Source organism: Burkholderia sp. Bp9090 (assembly GCF_003857985.1).
Taxonomy (GTDB): Bacteria; Pseudomonadota; Gammaproteobacteria; order Burkholderiales; family Burkholderiaceae; genus Burkholderia.
Genome location: NZ_QTPV01000003.1, coordinates 121,058 through 140,937, shown reverse-complemented (window position 1 = coordinate 140,937; position 19,880 = coordinate 121,058). Strand labels below are relative to the sequence as shown.

At 71.4% G+C, this 19,880-nt stretch carries 13 protein-coding genes; 11 read left to right on the top strand and 2 right to left on the bottom strand.

What is annotated here, in order from left to right; genetic code table 11:
- Window positions 1–60: 60 nt before the first annotated feature.
- Window positions 61–1,230 (top strand): helix-turn-helix domain-containing protein, encoded by a 1,170-nt coding sequence (locus DIE16_RS04060; RefSeq protein WP_260434333.1) that lies wholly within the window; start codon window positions 61–63, stop codon window positions 1,228–1,230.
- Window positions 1,231–1,395: 165 nt separating this feature from the next.
- Here DIE16_RS04060 and DIE16_RS04055 read toward each other — a convergent pair whose 3' ends face one another.
- Window positions 1,396–2,580: a sugar transporter gene (locus DIE16_RS04055; protein ID WP_044843420.1), complete on the bottom strand. Its 1,185-nt coding sequence runs from the start codon at window positions 2,578–2,580 to the stop codon at window positions 1,396–1,398.
- Window positions 2,581–2,772: 192 nt separating this feature from the next.
- Between DIE16_RS04055 and DIE16_RS04050 the strand changes: the two genes are divergently transcribed.
- Complete coding sequence (locus DIE16_RS04050; protein ID WP_044843419.1) at window positions 2,773–3,447, top strand: HAD family hydrolase; 675 nt, start codon at window positions 2,773–2,775, stop codon at window positions 3,445–3,447.
- 118 nt (window positions 3,448–3,565) lie between these two features.
- Here DIE16_RS04050 and DIE16_RS04045 read toward each other — a convergent pair whose 3' ends face one another.
- Window positions 3,566–3,808, bottom strand: coding sequence for a DUF6566 family protein (locus DIE16_RS04045; RefSeq protein WP_044843418.1), 243 nt, complete (start codon window positions 3,806–3,808; stop codon window positions 3,566–3,568).
- A 179-nt stretch (window positions 3,809–3,987) separates the two neighbouring features.
- Between DIE16_RS04045 and DIE16_RS04040 the strand changes: the two genes are divergently transcribed.
- The 9 genes from DIE16_RS04040 (at window position 3,988) to glgX (ending at window position 19,877) form a co-directional block, all read left to right on the top strand.
- Window positions 3,988–4,683, top strand: a complete 696-nt coding sequence (locus DIE16_RS04040) for an MgtC/SapB family protein (RefSeq protein ID WP_044843417.1) — start codon at window positions 3,988–3,990, stop codon at window positions 4,681–4,683.
- Window positions 4,680–5,018 carry a hypothetical protein gene (locus DIE16_RS04035; protein ID WP_124891857.1) on the top strand — a complete coding sequence of 113 codons (339 nt, stop codon included), beginning with the start codon at window positions 4,680–4,682 and terminating at the stop codon, window positions 5,016–5,018. The genes DIE16_RS04040 and DIE16_RS04035 overlap by 4 nt, the downstream gene beginning before the upstream one ends.
- Window positions 5,015–7,237, top strand: coding sequence for a VTT domain-containing protein (locus DIE16_RS04030; protein WP_124891856.1), 2,223 nt, complete (start codon window positions 5,015–5,017; stop codon window positions 7,235–7,237). Before DIE16_RS04035 ends, DIE16_RS04030 begins: the two co-directional genes overlap by 4 nt.
- A complete protein-coding gene (locus tag DIE16_RS04025) occupies window positions 7,228–8,043 on the top strand; it encodes an endonuclease/exonuclease/phosphatase family protein (protein ID WP_124891855.1) in 816 nt (271 codons plus the stop codon). Before DIE16_RS04030 ends, DIE16_RS04025 begins: the two co-directional genes overlap by 10 nt.
- Before the next feature lie 12 nt (window positions 8,044–8,055).
- Window positions 8,056–8,544 carry a phage protein NinX family protein gene (locus DIE16_RS04020; RefSeq protein ID WP_124891854.1) on the top strand — a complete coding sequence of 163 codons (489 nt, stop codon included), beginning with the start codon at window positions 8,056–8,058 and terminating at the stop codon, window positions 8,542–8,544.
- Between the two features lie 185 nt (window positions 8,545–8,729).
- On the top strand, window positions 8,730–12,122 hold the full coding sequence (locus DIE16_RS04015) for an alpha-1,4-glucan--maltose-1-phosphate maltosyltransferase (RefSeq protein ID WP_124891853.1): 3,393 nt from the start codon (window positions 8,730–8,732) through the stop codon (window positions 12,120–12,122).
- Window positions 12,122–15,532, top strand: coding sequence for a maltose alpha-D-glucosyltransferase (gene treS, locus DIE16_RS04010; protein ID WP_124891943.1), 3,411 nt, complete (start codon window positions 12,122–12,124; stop codon window positions 15,530–15,532). Before DIE16_RS04015 ends, treS begins: the two co-directional genes overlap by 1 nt.
- Window positions 15,529–17,730 carry a 1,4-alpha-glucan branching protein GlgB gene (gene glgB / locus DIE16_RS04005; RefSeq protein ID WP_124891852.1) on the top strand — a complete coding sequence of 734 codons (2,202 nt, stop codon included), beginning with the start codon at window positions 15,529–15,531 and terminating at the stop codon, window positions 17,728–17,730. The genes treS and glgB overlap by 4 nt, the downstream gene beginning before the upstream one ends.
- 32 nt (window positions 17,731–17,762) lie before the next feature.
- Window positions 17,763–19,877: a glycogen debranching protein GlgX gene (gene glgX / locus DIE16_RS04000; protein WP_124891851.1), complete on the top strand. Its 2,115-nt coding sequence runs from the start codon at window positions 17,763–17,765 to the stop codon at window positions 19,875–19,877.
- Window positions 19,878–19,880: the final 3 nt, after the last annotated feature.

Sequence of the window (19,880 nt, the reverse complement as noted above, 5' to 3'; positions counted from 1 at the left end):
CGCGACACGCCGGGCCGCCACGCCCGGCCCCGGACACTCGCCCCCCAAATGGAGCGCAGCGTGAAGACGGCCCCCGAATCCCTTGCACGGCCGGTCGACCTCGACCGGCTCCGCGCCCGCTTCGCGGCGGGCGAGCCGCTGCCGGAAACGGCATTGCCGGCCAGCGTCGCGCGCTCGTGGCTGCGTTCGCGCGACGCCGGGCTCCGGCCGTGGCAAACCGCCCGCTACGAAATGCAGCGCGAGTTCGACGAACCGCGCGCGGACCGGCGGCTGCTACGCTGCGTCGCGCAGGAGATCGAGCAGCTGTGGGCCGCGTTCGGCGGCAGCGAGTGGACGATCTTCTGCGTCAATCCGCGCGGCACGATCGTCCATGCGCGGCGCAGCCCGCAATGCGACGACACGCTGCTGACGCCGATCGTCGCCGGCCGCCGGATCGTCGAACCGAACATCGGCACGACCGCACCGAGCTGCGTGATTCACGACGGCACGGAGGCCGTCGTTGCGGGCGCGCAGCACTATCTCGACGAGTTTTCGCGGGTGTTCTGTCTCGCGGTGCCGCTGGTCGGCTTCGACGGCGAAGTGATCGGCGCGCTCGACATCACCGGCATCGGCCGGCGCAATGTCGTGCAGCTGCGCGAGCAGTTCCGGCATGCGGCGCTGTCCGCCGAGCAGCGCCTGTATGCGATGCTGCGCGACTGCCATCTGCTGCAGGTGCAATACGATCCGCGCTGGCTCGGCACGCCGCTCGCCGGGGTCGTCGCGCTCGACGAAGCGGGCCGCGTGCGCGCGGTGAGCCGGCTCGCGCGCCAGATGCTCGACCTCGCGCCCGAAGGGCCGGTCGCGCCGGTCGATCTCCGGCAACTGTTTCCCGGGGCGACGCCCGCGCAACAGCGCCGCCTGCTGACGCCGGCGCGCACGCCGCAACGGATCGCGCGGGACGATGGTAGCCACGTATGGGTGCGCACGGTGCGTGCGCCGCTCGATCGGGCGACGACGGCACGCCACGCCGATGTGCTCGAAGAAGCCGCCGACGTGTGCAACGCGGCGCCGGCCGCCAGCCCTCAGGCGAGCCTGCACGAACAGTCGCTCGACGCGATCCGCCGGGCGCTCGGCGAGCACGACGGCAATGTGTCGGCGGCCGCGCGGCAGCTCGGTATTTCACGTACGACGCTTTATGCGAAGCTCAGGCAGCTCGATGCGGCGGGGCTCAGGACTGGCGGGCCGCATTGACGCGGTTTGCGGTTTGCGGTTTGCGGTTTGCGGTTTGCGGTTTGCGGTTTGCGGTTTGCGGTTTGCGGTTTGCGGTTTGCGGCTTGCGGCTTGCGGCTTGCGGCTTGCAGCGATCAGTGCAACGCGCCGGCGGCACGATCGCCGCCCCCGCCGGCCCAGCGGCGGCTACGCCAACGCCCGCCGCTCATGCAGCCGCAACGCGGCCCACGCAATCCCGGCCGAGAAGATCCCGACCACGCCGCCGAACGTGCCGATCCACGGCAGGCCGAAATCCCCGGCGATATGGTTGCCAAGCAGCGCGCCGGCACCAATCCCGACGTTGTACAGCCCGGAAAAGATCGACACCGCGAGATCGGTCGCCTCCGGCGCCAGCTTCAGCACCCACGCCTGCATCGCGAGCCCGAAGCAGACGATCGCCCCGCCCCACACCAGCGTGTGAACCGACAGCGTGACGATGTTCAGCGCGCTCGGGAACAGGATCAGCAGACAGGCCGACAGCGCGATGATCGACGCGAGCAAAAAATCGGCCGGCCGTTCCGGAAACACGCGATTGAAGCAGAGCGCGGCCGGCATGCCGGCCACGCCGAACAGGATCAGCACGTAGGTAATCCGGCTGCTGCTCGCATGATTGACGCTCTGCACGAACGGCTCGATGTACGTGTACGACGTGAAGTGCGCGGATACGACCAGCACGGTGATCGCATACAGCGCCACGAGCGCCGGCTTCCTGAGAAACGCGCCGATGCTGGAAAGCGATCCGGCGCCCTGGCTCGGCAGCACCGGCAGCGTCATGCGCAGCATCAGCAGCGCGACGGCCGCCGCGCCGCCGATCACGAGGAACGTCACGCGCCAGCCGAGCGCCTCGCCGATCACGCGCCCGAGCGGAATGCCGGCGACCATCGCGATCGCCGTGCCCATCGCGAGCAGGCTGAGCGCGCGGCTTTTCCGGTCGCTCGGCGCGAGCCGCACGGCCAGCGGAACGGAGATCGACCAGAACACCGCGTGCGCGCACGCGATGCCGAGCCGGCCGATCATCAGCACCGTGAAATTCCACGCGACGCCGGTCACGACATGGCTGCCGACGAACACCAGCAGCGCGCAGCTCAGCAGCTTGCGACGCTCGACGTGGCGCGTGACGAACGTGAGCGGCAGCGACACGACGGCGACGGCCCATGCGTAGATCGTCAGCATCAGGCCGACGTCGGTCGGCGGCATCCGCAGGCTGTCGCCGATCGCGCTCAGCAGCGCGACGGGCACGAACTCGGTGGTATTGAAGATGAAGGCAGCAAGGGCCAGGGCCAGAACGCCCCACCACGACTGTTCGGAACTGACGGCGTCCGGGGTTGCCATACGGGAATTCGACGAAGGTTGGGGGCGCGGGCAGCCGGCCCGGCGCATCGGCGCGATTGTACCAGCGGCACATGACATGCCGCGGCGGGCTGCGCCGCCGGGACATGGCGATGACACGGCCGCGCGCCGATAATGCGTCGAAGGATATTTCGCGGACGATTTGCCCGAACGTCATCGGGCCGGGAGATTCACATGCGCATTGAAACGTCGTTTCTGTTCGATCTCGACGGCACGCTCGTCGACAGCGTCTATCAGCACGTGCTCGCGTGGAAGGAAGCGCTCGATGCCGAAGGCATCGAGCTGTCGGTATGGCGCATCCACCGCAAGATCGGGATGAGCGGCGGCCTGTTCCTGAACCAGCTGCTGCGCGAGACGGCCGGCGACATCGACGCCGAGCGCGTCGAGCGGCTCGCGCGGCTGCACGCGGCCGCGTACCAGCGGCTGCGCGCGCAGGTCCGGCCGCTGCCGGGCGCGCGCGAGCTGCTGGCCGCGCTGTCGAACGCCGGCATCCGCTGGGCGATCGCGACCAGCGGGCGGATGGAAACGGCCGCCATCAACCTCGAGGCGCTCGGCGTCGATCCGGCGAAGAACGTGGTCGTCACGCGCGACCAGGTCAAGTATGCGAAGCCGGATCCCGACCTGTTCCTGACGGCCGCGGCGAAGCTGAACGTGCCGATCGAGCACACGGTGGTGGTCGGCGACAGCATCTGGGACATGCTCGCCGCGAGCCGCTGCCGCGCGCTGGGCGTCGGGCTGCTGTCGGGCGGTTACGGCAGCGACGAGCTGGAACGCGCGGGGGCGCTGCGCGTGTACGACGATCCGGCGGATCTGCTGTGGCATCTCGACGAGATCGCGGCACGGCCGTAGACCGTTCGCGTTTGCGGACCCGGTCGCGCGCGGCGTCGGCATGCAGTCACGAAAGAGCCGAGCCGCGCACCCGCGCCCTGTTGATCGAACCAGGTCGCTCGATTCGATTCGCACTGAATCAATCGTCATCGACCCGCTTGTCGATCAGATAACGCCCGCGCTCGACGCCCGCGCGCAGCGCCTCCTCCTGCGTCGACCATTCGGAGCCTGCCGGCTCCGGCACGATCAGCTCGATGCGGGCACCGTCGACATACACCTGCACCTCGTCGCCCCACGCGCCGCGTGCGTTGCGTCGCGCCCATACGCGTATCTCGTGGCCGCGATACGGGTCGCGAACCTGTGCGTCCTGTTGATGTTGCATCCTGGCCTCCTGTACTTATCTGCGATGGCGATGCAAAAAATGCGCGCCGCATGGCCGCCGCGCGCGCCGTCGGCCCCGCGCGCACGCGCCGTGCCCGCTGTCGGCCGCCCCGGCACGTGTCTTGCGTTCGTGCCCGGTATCGAACCACTCCGGTCCGCCAGACAACAAAGGAGGCCGCGATGATCGGCCATATCGAACTCGTCGGACGCCTGCTGCTCGCCGCGCTGCTCGGCAGCGTGATCGGGCTCGAACGCGAACGGCTGAACTGGGCCGCCGGGTTGCGCACGCACATGCTGGTGTGCGTCGGCTCGGCCCTCGTGATGCTCGTCTCCACCTTCGGCTTCGAGGACGTGCGCGGACAATACGGCGTCGTGCTCGATCCGTCGCGGGTCGCGGCCCAGGTGGTCTCGGGCATCGGCTTTCTCGGCGCCGGGTCGATCCTGCTGCGCGGCGAGGTCGTGCGCGGGCTGACGACGGCCGCGAGCCTCTGGGCGGTGGCCGGCGTCGGCCTGGCCGCCGGCGGCGGCATGTACGTCGCGTCGATCGGCGCGACGGCGATCGTGCTCGCGATCCTGGCGGGCGTGAAGCCGCTCGAGCGCCGCTTCATCGCGCAGCGGCAGCAGCGCACGCTGCGGCTCGTCGTCGAGCGCGGCGGCCTGACGCTCGGCGTCCTGCACGACACGCTCGGCGCGGGCCGCGTGCGCGTGAAGCGGTTCATCGTCCAGCAGTCCGACGACGATCCGGACACCGACGACATCTCGATATCGTTCTCGCGCACGAGCGGCGCGGAATTTGCGGCGATCTGCGAATCCCTGCAAGGCATCGCCGGCGTGCGGACCTGCAGTCCCGACACCTCGTCAAGGAGTTTCGCGTGACCCAGACCGACCTGCTTTCCTATCTCGTGTCGAGCCAGCTGGCCGCGCGCATGCGCGGCGGCGCCTGGCTCACCACCAGCCAGGTGGTCGGCGCGCTGCGCGCGTGGCTTGCGTGCCATCACGCCGAATGCGGCTGGCTCGACCGGATCCGGATCGCGAATGCGTCCGCGACGATCGCGCAACGCATCTACGACATCGCGGCCGCGTACGGCGAACCCAAGCACGGCGAACGCGTCCGGCTCGACGCCGGTTCGCCGGAACTGCAGGCGCTGCGCGCACGTTGCGACGCGCTGCTGCAACGCATCGACGGCGGCCGGGACGTCGACACCCGATGATCGCGCCGGACCGCAAGCCGCGCGCCGCCGTCGCGACGGCGGGCCCCGACGAGGCGGCGGCCGCCCCCTCGCGCACGGACGAACCGGTGCGACACGGCCTGCTCGAATGCGGACGCAATTGCGACACGATCCGCAGCGCGGACCGCTTCGCGATGCTGGTGGACGGCGCCGCGTATTTCGCGACGCTGCGCGCCGCGCTGCGGCGGGCGCGCCATACGGTGTTCATCGTCGGCTGGGACGTCGACAGCCGGATGCGCCTCGCGCCGGCCGACGCCGCCGGCGACGGGCTGCCCGACACGCTCGGCGCGTTCCTGCACGCGCTCGCGGCCGCGCGCCACAACCTGCGCATCTACGTGCTCGCGTGGGACTTCGCGATGATCTACGCGCTGGAGCGCGACTGGCCGCCCGTCTATCGCGCCGCGTGGCGCGCGCATCGCGGCATCCGGTTCCGGCTCGACGACACCCATCCGCGCGGCGCGTCGCATCACCAGAAACTCGTGGTGATCGACGACCGGCTCGCGTTCGTCGGCGGGCTCGACCTGACGCGCGAGCGCTGGGATACGCCCGCGCACGCGGCCGACGATCCGCGCCGCCGTGACGCCCGCGGCATGCCGTACGGCCCGTTTCACGACGTGCAGGCGATGTTCGACGGCGACGCGGCCGCCGCGATCGGCGAGCAGGCGCGCACGCGCTGGCGCAACGCATGCGGGCGTCCGATCGCGATCCGCGCGCAGCGCCATCTCGAGCGCGACGAAGACGTCGATCCGTGGCCGCCCGGCGCGCGCGTCGACGTGAGCCACGTGCGGCTCGGCATCGCGTACACGGCGCCGCGCCACCGCGACCGCGAGCCGGTACGACAGGTGCGCGCGCTCGTCGAGGACACGATTCGCGCCGCGCGGCGCCACCTGTACATCGAGAACCAGTATTTCACCGCGGCCGTGGTGCGCGAAACGTTGTCCGCGCGACTGGCCGACCCGCACGGGCCGGACGTGACGGTCGTGGCACCCCGCGTGCAGAGCGGCTGGCTGCAGGAAGCGACGATGGGCGTGCTGCGCGCGCGGCTGCACGACACGCTCAAGTCCGCCGACCGCTTCGGCCGCTACCGGCTGCTGTACCCGCACGTCGACGGCCTCGGCGACGCATGCGTGAACGTGCACAGCAAGATCGAGATCGTCGACGACGAATGCATCGTGATCGGCAGCGCGAACCTGAACAACCGGTCGATGGTGCTCGACACCGAATGCTGCATCGCGCTCGTCGCGGCGGGCGAGCCGCGCATCCGCGCCGCGATCGCCGGCCTGCGCGACCGCCTGCTGGCCGAACATCTCGGCACGCCGCCGGCCACGGTCGCCGCTGCGTTCGCGCAAGGCGACCGGCCGAACGCCGCGCTCGACCGGCTGCGCGCGAAACCGGGCCGCACGCTGCGCGTGCTCGACCCGGTCGTGACGCCGCAGCTCGACGCGTTGGTGCCGGTCAGCGCGCGGCTCGACCCCGAGCAGCCGATCGAGCCGGACCGGTTCGTCCGCGAATTCCTGCCGCGCGAGCAGCATCGCCCGCTGACCGCGCGCTTCCTCGCGCTCGGCGCGGCCGTGCTGCTGATCGCGGCGCTCGCGTTCGCGTGGCGCTTCTCGCCGCTCGGCAAGGCGCTGAACGTCGCCGCGCTCGCGCAGGCGGCGGCCCGCGCCGCGGCACTGCCGGGCGCGCCCGCCCTGCTGCTGGCCGGCTACGTGGTCGCGGCGACGCTGTCGGTGCCGATCACGCTGCTGATCGCCGCGACGGGACTCGTGTTCGGCGCGTGGCCGGGCTTCGCTTACGCGGCCGTCGGCTCGCTGACGGCCGCCGCCGCGACCTACGGGATCGGCCGCTGGCTCGGGCGCGACGCGGTGCGCCGATTCGCCGGCGCACGCGCGAACCGGCTCAGCGAACACATCGGCCGGCGCGGCGTGGTCGCGATGGCCGTGCTGCGGCTGTTGCCGATCGCGCCGTTTACGATCGTGAACCTGGTCGCCGGCGCCTCGCACATCGGCCTGCGCGACTTCCTGGTCGGCACCGCGATCGGGATGCTGCCGGGCATCGTGTTGACGGTCACCTTCGCGCACCAGCTGACCGCCGCGTTCCGGCATCCGGGCCCCGGCGCATTCGCGTGGCTCGCGGCGATCGGCGTCGCGCTGGTCGGCATGTCGGTGCTGCTCGTCAGGGTGCTGCGACGATGGTGCTGAGCCGACAGCCGGCCCCGCCGCCGGACATCGTCACGTCGGACGGCGCGCCCGCCGCCGCGCCGGGCGGACGCGACCTGCGCATCGCGACGTACAACATCCGCGGCGGCTACGGCGCGTGGCCCGCGCGCGCGGCCGATCGAATCGCGGCGGTGATCCACGAGCTCGACGCGGACGTGATCGCGCTGCAGGAAGTGCCGCTCGGCGGCACGCGCGCGCCCGACGTGCTCGCGCACCTGCGCGACGCGACCGGCATGCACGCGGTGGCCGGCCCGACCATCGACACGCCGGAGCGCCGCTACGGCAACGCGGTGCTGTCACGCTGCCCGATCCGCGCCGCGCGCACGCTCGACCTGTCGTTCCACCCGCGCGAGCCGCGCGGCGCGCTCGATGCGGACATCGACTGCGGCGCCGGCACGCTGCGCGTGGTCGCGACCCATCTCGGGCTGTCGGCGAACGAACGCAGCGCGCAGGTGCAGCGGCTGCTCGCCGCTTTCGACACCGGTGCGATGCCGGTGATCCTGATGGGCGACATCAACGAATGGTTCGTGCGCGGCCGTGCGCTGCAGGCGCTGGTCACGCGGTTCCGCCGCGCGCCGGCGCCGCGCACGTTCCCGACGCTGTACCCGGTGTTCTCGCTCGACCGGATCTGGATCCATCCGGGCGAATTGCTGGTCGACGTGACCGTGCATCGCAGCATGCTGGCCCGGCGCGCGTCGGATCATTACCCGCTCGTCGCGCGCGTGCGTGCGCGGTCCGCGCCCGGCACGCCGCCCGCGCGCGACGCGCACCACGCCAACGAAACCTGACGGAGCATGCCCATGCGAACCGACGAACTCGACGGAACGGCCCTCGACTACTGGTGCGCACGCGCACTGTGCGCGGACGACAAAGACACGCTGTACTTCACGGCCATCGAGCCGCAGGTGATCGTGACCGCCGCGTGCGATGCGTTGCGGCGCCTCGACGCGCATTTCGCGCCGTCGGCGTCGTGGGCCGACGCGGGGGCGGTACTCGATCGCGTCAGCGACCTGCGGATCGCACGGCGCGGCGACGGCGTCGAATGCGACGCGTGCTTCATCGACGGTCCGTCGACCTGCGCGGCACGCGCGCCCGACGCGCGCACCGCGTTGCTGCGCGCGTTCGTGCGCGCGCGCTTCGGCGACGACGTCGATACCCCGCCGCCGTTTCCGCACCGGATCGAGCGCGGCGCGCCGGTGCGCTACGACCCCGGTGCGCCGCTTCCCGAAGCGGACGACGGTCCGGCCACCGGCGACAGTTCGGACATTCGCTCGATTCCGCGCATATGACGACGCCGGACGCCGAGGCATGGGCCATGCGCGCGATGCAGTGACCCTCCAGCGTTCATGTAAAAAGGACAGGGCGCCGCCCCCGGCATCGCGCCCGAACGTTACCGCGCCGGGCGCCGCGCCGCAGGCACGCGGGTTGCGGCGCACGACCGTTACCGTTCGCCGACGCCCGGACCCGCCATCCCATGAACGCCACCCCGCCCTTCGCTCCCCACCTCTACTTCTGCGACGCGCGCCTCGTCGGCCCGCTCGACGCGTGGCCCGACACGTTCGCGCACATCGCCGGCATGGGCTTCGATCACGTGCTGATCGGCGGCTTCTGGGCCGCCAGCGTCGCGGGTTTTCCGCGGCACGTCGCCGACTTCCACCGGCCGGCCGCGACGTTCGCGACGCGCGCCGGCGCGCTCGAAACCTTCTCGCGGCTCGCCCAGCTCGCGCACGGCCACGGGCTGCGCGTGCTGCTCGAAGTCGTGCCCGACCGCATCGCGCGCGACAATCCGCTGCGCGCCGAGCATCCGGACTGGTATGCCGAGCGCGCGCACGACGACGCGCTGATCGATCCGCGCTGCGGCGCGCATGAACTCGACGTCGCCCATGCGCGGGTCGGCGACGACGCGACGCACGATGCGCTCGCCGCGTGGTGGTGCGCGCATCTCGCCGCGTTCGCGGACGCCGGCGCGGCCGGCTTCCTGATCGACGCGCCGCATCACCTGCCGGCCGCGTGGTGGCCCGGCTGGCGCGCGGCGCTGCGGCGCGCGCGCCCGGACGTCGCGGTGCTGGCTGGCGTGCCCGGCCATGCACGCGACGCGCTCGCGCAACTCGAGGGGGCCGGCTTCGACGCGGTGTTCTCGTCGGTACGCTGGTGGGACCTGCGCTCGCCGTGGTTTGCGGACGAGCACCGGCTGCTGCGCCGCATCGGCTCGCCGATCGCGTTTCCCGACGCCTTCGACGGCCCGCGTCTCGCCGACGACTGGCACGACGCGCCGGACGAGACGCTCGCCCGTGCGTACCACCGCGCGCTGTGGACCGCGGCTGCGCTCGGCACCGGCTGGCTCGTGCCGATGGGCTTCGAGCGCGGCGTCGCGCTGCCGCTGATGGTGCGCGATGCGGACGCCGCGCGCTATCGCGCCGCGTTCGACGTCGCGCGCTTCGACCTGTCCGGCGCGATCGCCGACGCGAATGCGTGGCGCCGCGCGACGCCGCTTGCGGCCGGGCGCGGCGAAATCGCGCAACTGAGCGCGCCCGGCGCGGCCGCGACCGCGCTGCTGCGCGGCACGGGCCCGTCGCTCGAGCACGACGACACGGCGCTGCTGATCGCGCTGAATCCCGCTCTCGATGCCGACGCGCCGGTCGATCCCGCGACGATCCTGCCCGGTGTGCCGGGCGGCTTCACGCAGGTCGCGACGCCGGCGGGCACGTGCACGCCCGCACCGGTCGCGCTGGCCGCGTTCACGCTCGAACCCGGCGGCTACGCGCTGCTCGACGCGCGGCGCGCGCCGCCCGCGACCGCGCGCGCCGGCGCCGCGGACGAGCGCGCCTCGCTGTCCGCCGCGCTCGCGGCCGACCGGATCGCGATCGAACGCGTCGAGCCGGCGGTCGACGGCGGCCGCTTCGCGATCAAGCGCGTGATCGGCGAAACGCTGGTTGTGCACGCATCGATCTTCACCGACGGCCATGCGCATCTCGCGGCCGCGCTGCAGTGGCGCGCGGACGACGAAGACGACTGGCGCGAAGTGCCGTTCGTCGCGGAACCGAACGACCGCTGGCACGCGCGCATCGCGCTCGAGCGGCTCGGCCGCCACGCGTTCCGCGTGATCGCGTGGCGCGACGACTGGGCCTCGCTCGTCACCGACATCGCGAAGAAACGCGCGGCCGGCCAGGACGTGACGCTGGAGGTGCGCGAGGCGCAGCTGCTGCTCGCGACGGCGCTGAAGCGCGCCGCGCCGGACGCTGCGCACGCGGTCCGGCAGATGGAACGGCTGGCGGCCGACTTCAACGACGCGTCGCACGAACACCGTCTCGCACTGCTCGGCGAACCCGCGCTCGCCGACGCCTACGCGGCGCTGCGCTACCGGCCGTTCGTCACGCACGACGATACCGTTTATCCGGTCGAGGTCGAGCGCCGCGCCGCACGCTTTTCCAGCTGGTACGAACTGTTTCCGCGATCGGCGAGCAACGACCCGCACCGGCACGGCACCTTTGACGACGTGATCGCGCAACTGCCGCGCATTCGCGACATGGGCTTCGACGTGCTGTATTTCCCGCCGATCCACCCGATCGGCACGACCGCGCGCAAGGGCCGCAACAACACGCTGAAGGCCGGCCCCGACGACGTCGGCAGCCCGTACGCGATCGGCTCGCCGGACGGCGGCCACACGGCCGTGCATCCGCAGCTCGGCACGCTCGCGTCGTTCCGCGCGCTGGTCGATGCGGCGCGCGCGCAGGGGCTCGAAATCGCGCTGGATTTCGCGATCCAGTGCTCGCCCGACCATCCGTGGCTCGCCGCCCATCCGGGCTGGTTCGCGTGGCGGCCCGACGGCTCGCTGCGCTATGCGGAAAATCCGCCGAAGCGCTACCAGGACATCGTGAATCCCGACTTCTATGCGCCCGACGCGCTGCCCGACCTGTGGCTCGCGCTGCGCGACGTGGTGCTGTTCTGGGTCGAAGCCGGCGTGCGGATCTTCCGCGTCGACAACCCGCACACCAAGCCGCTGCCGTTCTGGGCGTGGATGATCGCGGACGTGCGCGGCAAGCATCCGGACGTCGTGTTCCTGTCGGAGGCGTTCACGCGCCCCGGGATGATGTACCGGCTCGCGAAGATCGGCTTTTCGCAGTCGTATACGTACTTCACGTGGCGCGAGACGAAGCACGAATTCATCGACTACCTGACCGAGCTGAGCGCCGGCCCCGCGCGCGAGTTCTTCCGGCCGAACTTCTTCGTGAACACGCCCGACATCAATCCGCGCCACCTGCAGAACGCGCCGCGCTCGCAGTTCGTGATACGCGCGGCGCTCGCGGCGACGCTCGCCGGCTCGTGGGGCCTGTACTCGGGCTTCGAGATCGGCGAATCGGCACCGCTGCCCGACAGCGAGGAATACGCGGACGCGGAGAAATACGAGCTGCGCGCGCGCGACTGGGCCAAGGCCGCGCACATCGGCGGCGAAGTCGCGCGGCTGAACCGCGCGCGGCGCGAGCATCCGGCGCTGCAGACCCACCTCGGCCTCACGTTCGCCGACGCGGACAACGACCAGGTGCTCGTGTTCGTGAAGGCGACGCCCGCGCACGACAGCGTCGTCGCGGTCGCGATCAGCCTCGACCCGTGGCATCCGCAGGCCACGAACTTCATGCTCGATGCGTCGCTGTGGCGCGGCCTCGGGCTCGTCGACGGCGAACCGCTCGACGCGCTCGAACAGGACGCCGCGCGCGCCGAAACCTGGCGCGGGCATCGCCAGTACGTGTCGCTCGACCCGCACGTGCGGCCCTATGCGATCTGGCGGCTCGCGCCGTCTCCCGGCGCCGCGCGAGCACCGGCGCCCGACCCGGGCGGTGCCCGGGGCCCTTCCGGAGCACACGCATGATGAAACGCGAAGACTCCCTCGACGACGTGCGGCGCGCGCAGTTCCCGTCGCTCGCCCCGGCCGGCACGCCGCGCCGGCGCCGTGCGCGGCGCCGCGCACCCGCGCTCTGCGCGGACGACCCGCTGTGGTACAAGGACGCGATCATCTACCAGGTGCACGTGAAGTCGTTCTACGACTCGAACAACGACGGGATCGGCGATTTCCCCGGCCTGATCGCGAAGCTCGACTACATCGCCGAGCTCGGCGTCGATACCATCTGGCTGCTGCCGTTCTACCCGTCGCCGCGCCGCGACGACGGCTACGACATCGCCGACTACCGCGACGTGCATCCCGACTATGGCACGCTCGCCGACGTGCGGCGCTTCATCCGCGAAGCGCACGCACGCGGCATCCGCGTGATCGCCGAGCTCGTGATCAACCACACGTCGGACCAGCACCCGTGGTTCCAGCGCGCGCGGCGCGCGAAACCCGGCTCGATGCATCGCGACTACTACGTGTGGTCCGACACCGACACGAAATACGCGGGCACGCGGATCATCTTCCTCGATACCGAAACGTCGAACTGGACCCACGACCCGATCGCCGGCCAGTACTACTGGCACCGCTTCTACTCGCACCAGCCGGACCTGAACTTCGACAACCCGGCCGTGGTGCGCGAGGTGATCCAGGTGATGCGCTTCTGGCTCGATCTCGGCATCGACGGGCTGCGGCTCGACGCGGTGCCGTACCTGGTCGAGCGCGAAGGCACCAACAACGAGAACCTGCCCGAGACGCATGCGATCCTGAAGCGGATCCGCGCGACGATCGACGCCGAGTACCCGAACCGGATGCTGCTCGCGGAGGCGAACCAGTGGCCGGAAGACGTGCAGGAATACTTCGGCAACGAGGACGAATGCCACATGGCGTTCCACTTTCCGCTGATGCCGCGCATCTACATGTCGATCGCGAGCGAGGACCGCTTCCCGATCGTCGACATCATGCGGCAGACGCCGGCGCTCGCGCCGAGCAACCAGTGGGCCGTGTTCCTGCGCAATCACGACGAGCTGACGCTCGAGATGGTCACCGATTCGGAGCGCGACCTGCTGTGGCAGACCTATGCGAGCGACCGGCGCGCGCGGATCAATCTCGGCATCCGTCGCCGCCTCGCGCCGCTGATGGAGCGCGACCGGCGCCGCATCGAACTGATCAACTCGCTGCTGCTGTCGATGCCCGGCACGCCGGTGATCTACTACGGCGACGAGCTCGGGATGGGCGACAACATCCACCTCGGCGACCGCGACGGCGTGCGCACGCCGATGCAATGGTCGTCGGATCGCAACGGCGGCTTCTCGCGCGCGGACCCGGAACTGCTGGTGCTGCCGCCCGTGATGGGCTCGCTGTACGGCTACGACGCGATCAACGTGGAAGCCCAGACGCGCGACCCGCATTCGCTGCTGAACTGGACGCGCCGCATCCTGTCGACGCGCCGCGCGACGCAGTCGTTCGGGCGCGGCACGATCCGCTTCCTGCGCCCGGAGAACCGCAAGGTGCTCGCCTACCTGCGCGAACTCGAAGGCCACGAGACGGTGCTGTGCGTCGCGAACCTGTCGCGCGCGTCGCAGGCCGTCGAACTCGACCTGTCCGAATTCGCGGGCCGCGTGCCGATCGAAATGACGTCGGATTCGCCGTTTCCGCCGGTCGGCCAGCTCCCGTATCTCCTCACCTTCCCGCCGTACGGGTTCCTGTGGTTCGTGCTGTCCGAGCATGGCCGCGAGCCGTCGTGGCGGCAGCCGCACGCGCAGCCGCTGCCCGAGTACGTGACGATCGTGATGCGGCGCGGCGACGCGCGGCCGGACGTCGGCCAGCTGCATGCGCTCGCGCACGATGCGCTCGCGTCGTGGCTCGCACGGCGGCGCTGGTTCGCGTCGAAGGACCGCAAGATCGGCGACGCGTGGCTGAACGTCGTCACGCCGATGCCGGACGAGCCGTTCCAGTACGCGGAAGCATGGGTATCCGCGAGCGACGGCGGGGTCGAACGCTACGTCGTGCCGCTGGCCGCCGCGTGGGGCGGCGAGACGTCGCAGCCGCTGTTCGCGCAGCTCGCGCTCGCGCGCGTGCGGCGCGGCCATACCGTCGGTTACCTCACCGACGCGTTCGCGCTGCCGTCGTTCGCGCGCGGGATGCTGCGCAAGCTGCGCGACGGCGCGACGGTGCCGACTTCCGACGGCGGCCGCCTCGACTTCCTGCCCGAGCAGGCGCTCGCCGCGCTCGATCCCGGCGACGACGCCGAAGTGCGCTGGCTCGCGGCCGAGCAGAGCAACAGCTCGCTCGTGATCGGCGATGCGATCGTGCTGAAGCTGGTGCGCAAGGTCGCGCACGGGATCCATCCGGAAGCGGAGATGAGCCGCCACCTGACGCGGATCGGCTATGCGAACACCGCGACGCTCGCCGGCGAAGTCGTGCACGTCGATCCGGACGGCACGCCGCATACGGTCGCGATCCTGCAGCGCTACGTCGACAACCAGGGCGACGCGTGGACGCGTTCGTTCGACTTCCTGAGACGTGCGGTCGACGAGCTCGCGCTGCCGGCCGTCGACGAAGGCGACGCGGCGGAGTCCGGCGAGGAACCGGACGCGCTGCTCGGCTATGCGGCGTTCGCCGGGATCGTCGGCACGCGGCTCGGCCAGTTGCACGTCGCGCTCGCGCAGCCGTCCGACGACCCGGCGTTCGCGCCGGAGCGCGCGACCCCGGCACACGTCGATCACTGGCGCAGCGATGCGATCGCGTCGTTCGAGCACGCGCTCGACGTGCTGGGCACGCGGCTCGATACGCTGGCCCCCGCCGAGCGGGCCGCGGCCGACACGCTGCTCGCGTCGCGCGACGCGGCCGTGCGGGCGCTCGGCGAACTGGTGCCGCGCACCCTCGACGCGCAATGCACGCGAATCCACGGCGATTTCCATCTCGGCCAGGTGCTCGACGTGCAGGGCGATGCGCTGCTGATCGACTTCGAGGGCGAGCCCGCGCGCCCGCTGGAGCGGCGCCGCGCGAAGTCGCATCCGCTGCGCGACGTGGCCGGCTTCCTGCGCTCGCTGTCGTACGTGAGCGCGGCCGCGCAGTTCGTGATCGAGAAGGCGCCGCCGCAGGCGGCCGGCCGCAAGCGCGCGCTGTTCGACCGCTTCGGGCAGGCCGCCGCCGACCGCTTCGTCGAATGCTATCGCGCGGCCGCCGAGCAGGCGCCCGAACGCTTCGTCGACCCGCGTTATGCCGATCGCCTGCTCGCGCTGTTCCTGATCGACAAGGCGTCGTACGAGCTGTGCTACGAAGCCGCGAACCGCCCCGACTGGCTCGGCGTGCCGGTCGGCGGGCTCGCCGCGCTCGTCGAACGCCTGCTCGACACGCACGGTGAACCCGACGACGGAGGCACCCGATGACCGACACGCTGTTCGACCGCCACGATATCGATGCGCTGCTCGCCGGGCGCCATCCGGACCCGTTCGCGTGCCTCGGCCCGCACGGGGATGCCGGGCGGATCGTCGTGCGCGCGCTGCTGCCCGGCGCGCGGCGCGTGCGCGCGGTGACGCCCGACGGCGACGAACTCGGCACGCTCGCGTGCGTCGACGAAGCCGGCTGCTTCGCCGGGACGATCGCGCGCGACGGCCACTACCGGCTCGCGATCGAGTGGCCCGACACGCGGCAGGTGACCGACGATGCGTATGCGTTCGGCACGCTGCTCGACGACGCGGCGCTCGCGCGGTTCGCGGCCGGCGACCCGGCCGCCGTGCTCGAGTGCCTCGGGGCGACGCCCACGCGCGTCGACGGCATCGACGGCGTGCGCTTCGCGGTATGGGCGCCGAACGCGCAGCGCGTGTCGGTGGTCGGCGACTTCAACACCTGGGACGGCCGCCGTCATCCGATGCGGCTGCGGCGCCCGTGGGGCGTGTGGGAACTGTTCGTGCCGGACATCGGCGCCGGCGAGCACTACAAGTACGAGCTGTGCGCGAGCGACGGCCGCGTGCTGCCGCACAAGGCCGATCCGTGCGCGCGCGCGACCGAAGCGCCGCCGCGCACCGCATCGGTGGTCGCCGACACGGCGGCGCTCGACGCGTTCGCATGGCATGACGACGGCTGGATCCACGCGCGGCCGCATCCGGATCGTCGCTTTCGGGTGCCGTGGTCGATCTACGAGGTGCATCCGGAATCGTGGCAGCGCGTGCCCGAGGAAATGGACCGCAGTTCGACCTGGGACGAACTCGCCGAGCGGCTGATCCCGTACGTGCGCGGCATGGGCTTCACGCACGTCGAGTTCATGCCGATTTCCGAGTACCCGTTCGGCGGCTCGTGGGGCTACCAGCCGCTCGCGCAGTTCGCGCCGTCGGCGCGCTTCGGGCCGGTCGACGGCTTCGCGCGCTTCGTCGACCGCGCGCACGCGGCCGGCATCGGCGTGATCGTCGACTGGGTGCCCGCGCATTTCCCGAACGATCCGCACGGCCTCGCGCAGTTCGACGGCAGCGCGCTGTACGAGCACGCCGATCCGCGCGAGGGCATGCACCCCGACTGGAACACCTGCGTGTTCAACCTCGGGCGCACCGAGGTCGGCGCATTCCTCGTCGCGTCGGCGCTCGCGTGGGCGCGCCGCTACCACGTCGACGGGATCCGCGTCGACGCGGTCGCGTCGATGCTGTACCGCGACTACTCGCGCAGGGAAGGCGAATGGGTGCCGAACATCCACGGCGGGCGCGAGAACCTCGAAGCGGTCGCGTTCCTGCGCACGCTGAACGACACGCTGCACGGTACGCTCGCGCCGCCCGGCATCGTCACCTTCGCGGAGGAATCGACCGCGTGGCCGGGTGTCACCGCGGCGACCGGCGACGGCGGGCTCGGCTTCGACTTCAAGTGGAACATGGGCTGGATGCACGACACGCTCGCGTATCTGCGCGAGGATCCGATCCATCGCCGCTATCACCACGACCGGATGACGTTCGGGCTCATGTATGCGTTCTCCGAGCGCTTCGTGCTGCCGCTGTCGCACGACGAGGTCGTGCACGGCAAGGGTTCGCTCGCCGCGAAGATGCCCGGCGACGCGTGGCAGCGGCTCGCGACGCTGCGCGCGTACTTCGGTTTCATGTGGGCGCATCCGGGCAAGAAGCTGCTGTTCATGGGCAGCGAATTCGCGCAATGGGCCGAGTTCGCGCACGACGCGACGCCGCACTGGGACCTGCTCGACGCGCCCGCGCATCGCGGCGTGCAGCGGCTCGTGCGCGACCTGAACCGCGCGTACGCGGCCGAACCGGCGCTGCATGCGCTCGATTGCCATGCGGCCGGCTTCGCGTGGCTGATCGGCGACGATCGCGACAACAGCGTGTTCGCGTTCGCGCGCCGCGACGACACCGGGCGTCTCGTCGTCGCGGTCTGCAACTTCACGCCGGTGCCGCGTGCCGGCTATCGCGTCGGGTTGCCCGCGCCCGGGCAGTGGCGTGAACTGATGAACACCGATGCCGCCGTGTACGGCGGCACGAATGCCGGCAACGACGGCACCGTGTCGACGGAGGCGATCCCCGCGCACGGCGAGTCGTGGTCGGCCACCTTGCGCCTGCCGCCGCTCGCGACGCTGTGGCTGAGCCCGGCCTGACACCCGGCGCCCTCGACACGGAGACGATCCCCATGCCGACCGCCCTGCCCGCCCGTCTCGAACCCGGCCGCTGCCATCCGCTCGGCGCGGCCTGGGACGGCCTCGGCACCAACTTCGCGGTGTTTTCCGCGCATGCGCAGCGTGTCCAGCTGTGCGTGTTCGACCCGACCGGCCGCAAGGAGCTCGCGCGCCTCGACCTGCCCGAATGCACCGACGAGGTATGGCACGGCTACCTGCCGAACGCGCATCCGGGCACCGTGTACGGCTTTCGCGCGGACGGCCCGTACCAGCCGCAGCACGGCCATCGCTTCAATCCGACCAAGCTGCTGCTCGACCCGTACGCGCGCAAGCTGGTCGGCCACTTTCGCTGGTCCGACGCGCTGTTCGGCTATCGCGTGCATTCGAACCGCGCGGACCTGTCGATGGATCGCCGCGACTCGGCGCCCGCGATGCCGAAGGCCGTGGTGGTCGACGAGGCGTTCGACTGGAGCATGGACCGGCGCCCCGACGTGCCGTGGCGCAGCACCGTGATCTACGAGACCCACGTGCGCGGCGCGTCGATGCGCCGCGCCGGGTTGCGCGCGCCGGAGCGCGGCACGTTCGCGTCGCTCGCGCATCCGGCGTTCATCGATCACCTGCTGTCGATCGGCGTGACGACGGTCGAGCTGCTGCCGGTGCACGCGTTCCTGCAGCAGCGCGCGCTCGTGAACCGCGGGCTGCGCAACTACTGGGGCTACGACACGGCCGCGTTCTTCGCGCCGGAGCCGGCCTACCTGTCGACGCGGCGGCTCGACGAAATGCGCATCGCGATCCGGCAGCTGCACGCGGCCGGCATCGAGGTCGTGCTCGACGTCGTCTACAACCACACGTGCGAGGGCAACGAGCTCGGCCCGACACTGTCGTGGCGCGGCCTCGACAACGCGAGCTACTACCGGCTGCGACCGGACGACCCACGCTACCACGTCGACGAGACCGGCTGCGGCAACACGCTGAACCTGTCGCATCCGCGCGTCGTGCAGATGGTGATGGATTCGCTGCGCTACTGGGCGAGCGCGTTCAACGTCGACGGCTTTCGCTTCGATCTCGGCGTGACGCTCGGCCGCGAGGATCACGGCTTCGAGCCGGGCGCGGGTTTCTTCGACGCGCTGCGGCAGGACCCGCTGCTCGCGCAGCGCAAGCTGATCACCGAGCCGTGGGATCTCGGCCCCGGCGGCTATCAGCTGGGCCGCCACCCGCCCGGCTTCGCCGAATGGAACGACCGCTTTCGCGACACCGTGCGGCGCTTCTGGCGCGGCGACGCCGGGCAGCGCCCGGAACTCGCCGCGCGGCTCGCGGGCTCGGCCGACCTGTTCAATCATCACCGGCGCCGCACGTGGGCGTCGGTCAACTTCATCACCGCGCACGACGGCTTCACGCTCGCCGATCTCGTGTCGTATGCGGACAAGCACAACGAAGCGAACGGCGAGGACAACCACGACGGCCACGGCGACAACTGCAGCGCGAACTGGGGCGTCGAAGGCGCCACCGACGACGCGTCGATCCGCGACCTGCGCGCGCGGGTCGCCCGCTCGATGCTCGCCACGCTGTTTACCGCGCTCGGCACGCCGATGATCGTGGCCGGCGACGAATTCGGCAGGACGCAGCACGGCAACAACAACGCATATTGCCAGGATAACGAACTGTCCTGGCTCGACTGGGATCTCGCGCGCAGCGACGAAGGCGCGCAGATGACGCGCTTCGTGTCGCGGCTCGCCGCGCTGCGGCGCATGTATCCGCTGATGTCGGCGCCGCGCTATCCGTCCGGCGACCGCGACGGTGCGCCGGGCATGCGCGAGATCGACTGGTTCGACGAGCGCGGCGACCCGCTGAGCGTGCCCGCGTGGGAGGACGGCGAACGCCGCGCGCTGACGATGCGGCGCGTCGGCACCGGCCGCACCGGGCGCACCGAGGCGTTGCTCGTGATGCTGAATGCGTCGACCCACGTCGTCACGTTCAAGCCGCCCGCACCCGTGCTCGACTATCGCGTGCTGCTCGACACCGCGACGCCCGACGCCGGCCCGCGCGGCTGGCCCGACGCCGGCCGCGACGTCGCCGCGCACGCGGCCGTGATCGCCGTCGCGGCCGTGCCACCCGCCCCGCACTCGTGAGGA

Excerpts from the sequence above, each read along its gene's own strand:
- DIE16_RS04055 (WP_044843420.1), bottom strand. The coding sequence starts at position 2,580 with ATGGCAACCCCGGACGCCGTCAGTTCCGAACAGTCGTGGTGGGGCGTT.
- DIE16_RS04050 (WP_044843419.1), top strand. The coding sequence starts at position 2,773 with ATGCGCATTGAAACGTCGTTTCTGTTCGATCTCGACGGCACGCTCGTC.
- DIE16_RS04045 (WP_044843418.1), bottom strand. The coding sequence starts at position 3,808 with ATGCAACATCAACAGGACGCACAGGTTCGCGACCCGTATCGCGGCCAC.
- DIE16_RS04040 (WP_044843417.1), top strand. The coding sequence starts at position 3,988 with ATGATCGGCCATATCGAACTCGTCGGACGCCTGCTGCTCGCCGCGCTG.
- DIE16_RS04030 (WP_124891856.1), top strand. The coding sequence starts at position 5,015 with ATGATCGCGCCGGACCGCAAGCCGCGCGCCGCCGTCGCGACGGCGGGC.
- DIE16_RS04025 (WP_124891855.1), top strand. The coding sequence starts at position 7,228 with ATGGTGCTGAGCCGACAGCCGGCCCCGCCGCCGGACATCGTCACGTCG.
- DIE16_RS04020 (WP_124891854.1), top strand. The coding sequence starts at position 8,056 with ATGCGAACCGACGAACTCGACGGAACGGCCCTCGACTACTGGTGCGCA.
- DIE16_RS04015 (WP_124891853.1), top strand. The coding sequence starts at position 8,730 with ATGAACGCCACCCCGCCCTTCGCTCCCCACCTCTACTTCTGCGACGCG.
- treS (WP_124891943.1), top strand. The coding sequence starts at position 12,122 with ATGAAACGCGAAGACTCCCTCGACGACGTGCGGCGCGCGCAGTTCCCG.
- glgB (WP_124891852.1), top strand. The coding sequence starts at position 15,529 with ATGACCGACACGCTGTTCGACCGCCACGATATCGATGCGCTGCTCGCC.
- glgX (WP_124891851.1), top strand. The coding sequence starts at position 17,763 with ATGCCGACCGCCCTGCCCGCCCGTCTCGAACCCGGCCGCTGCCATCCG.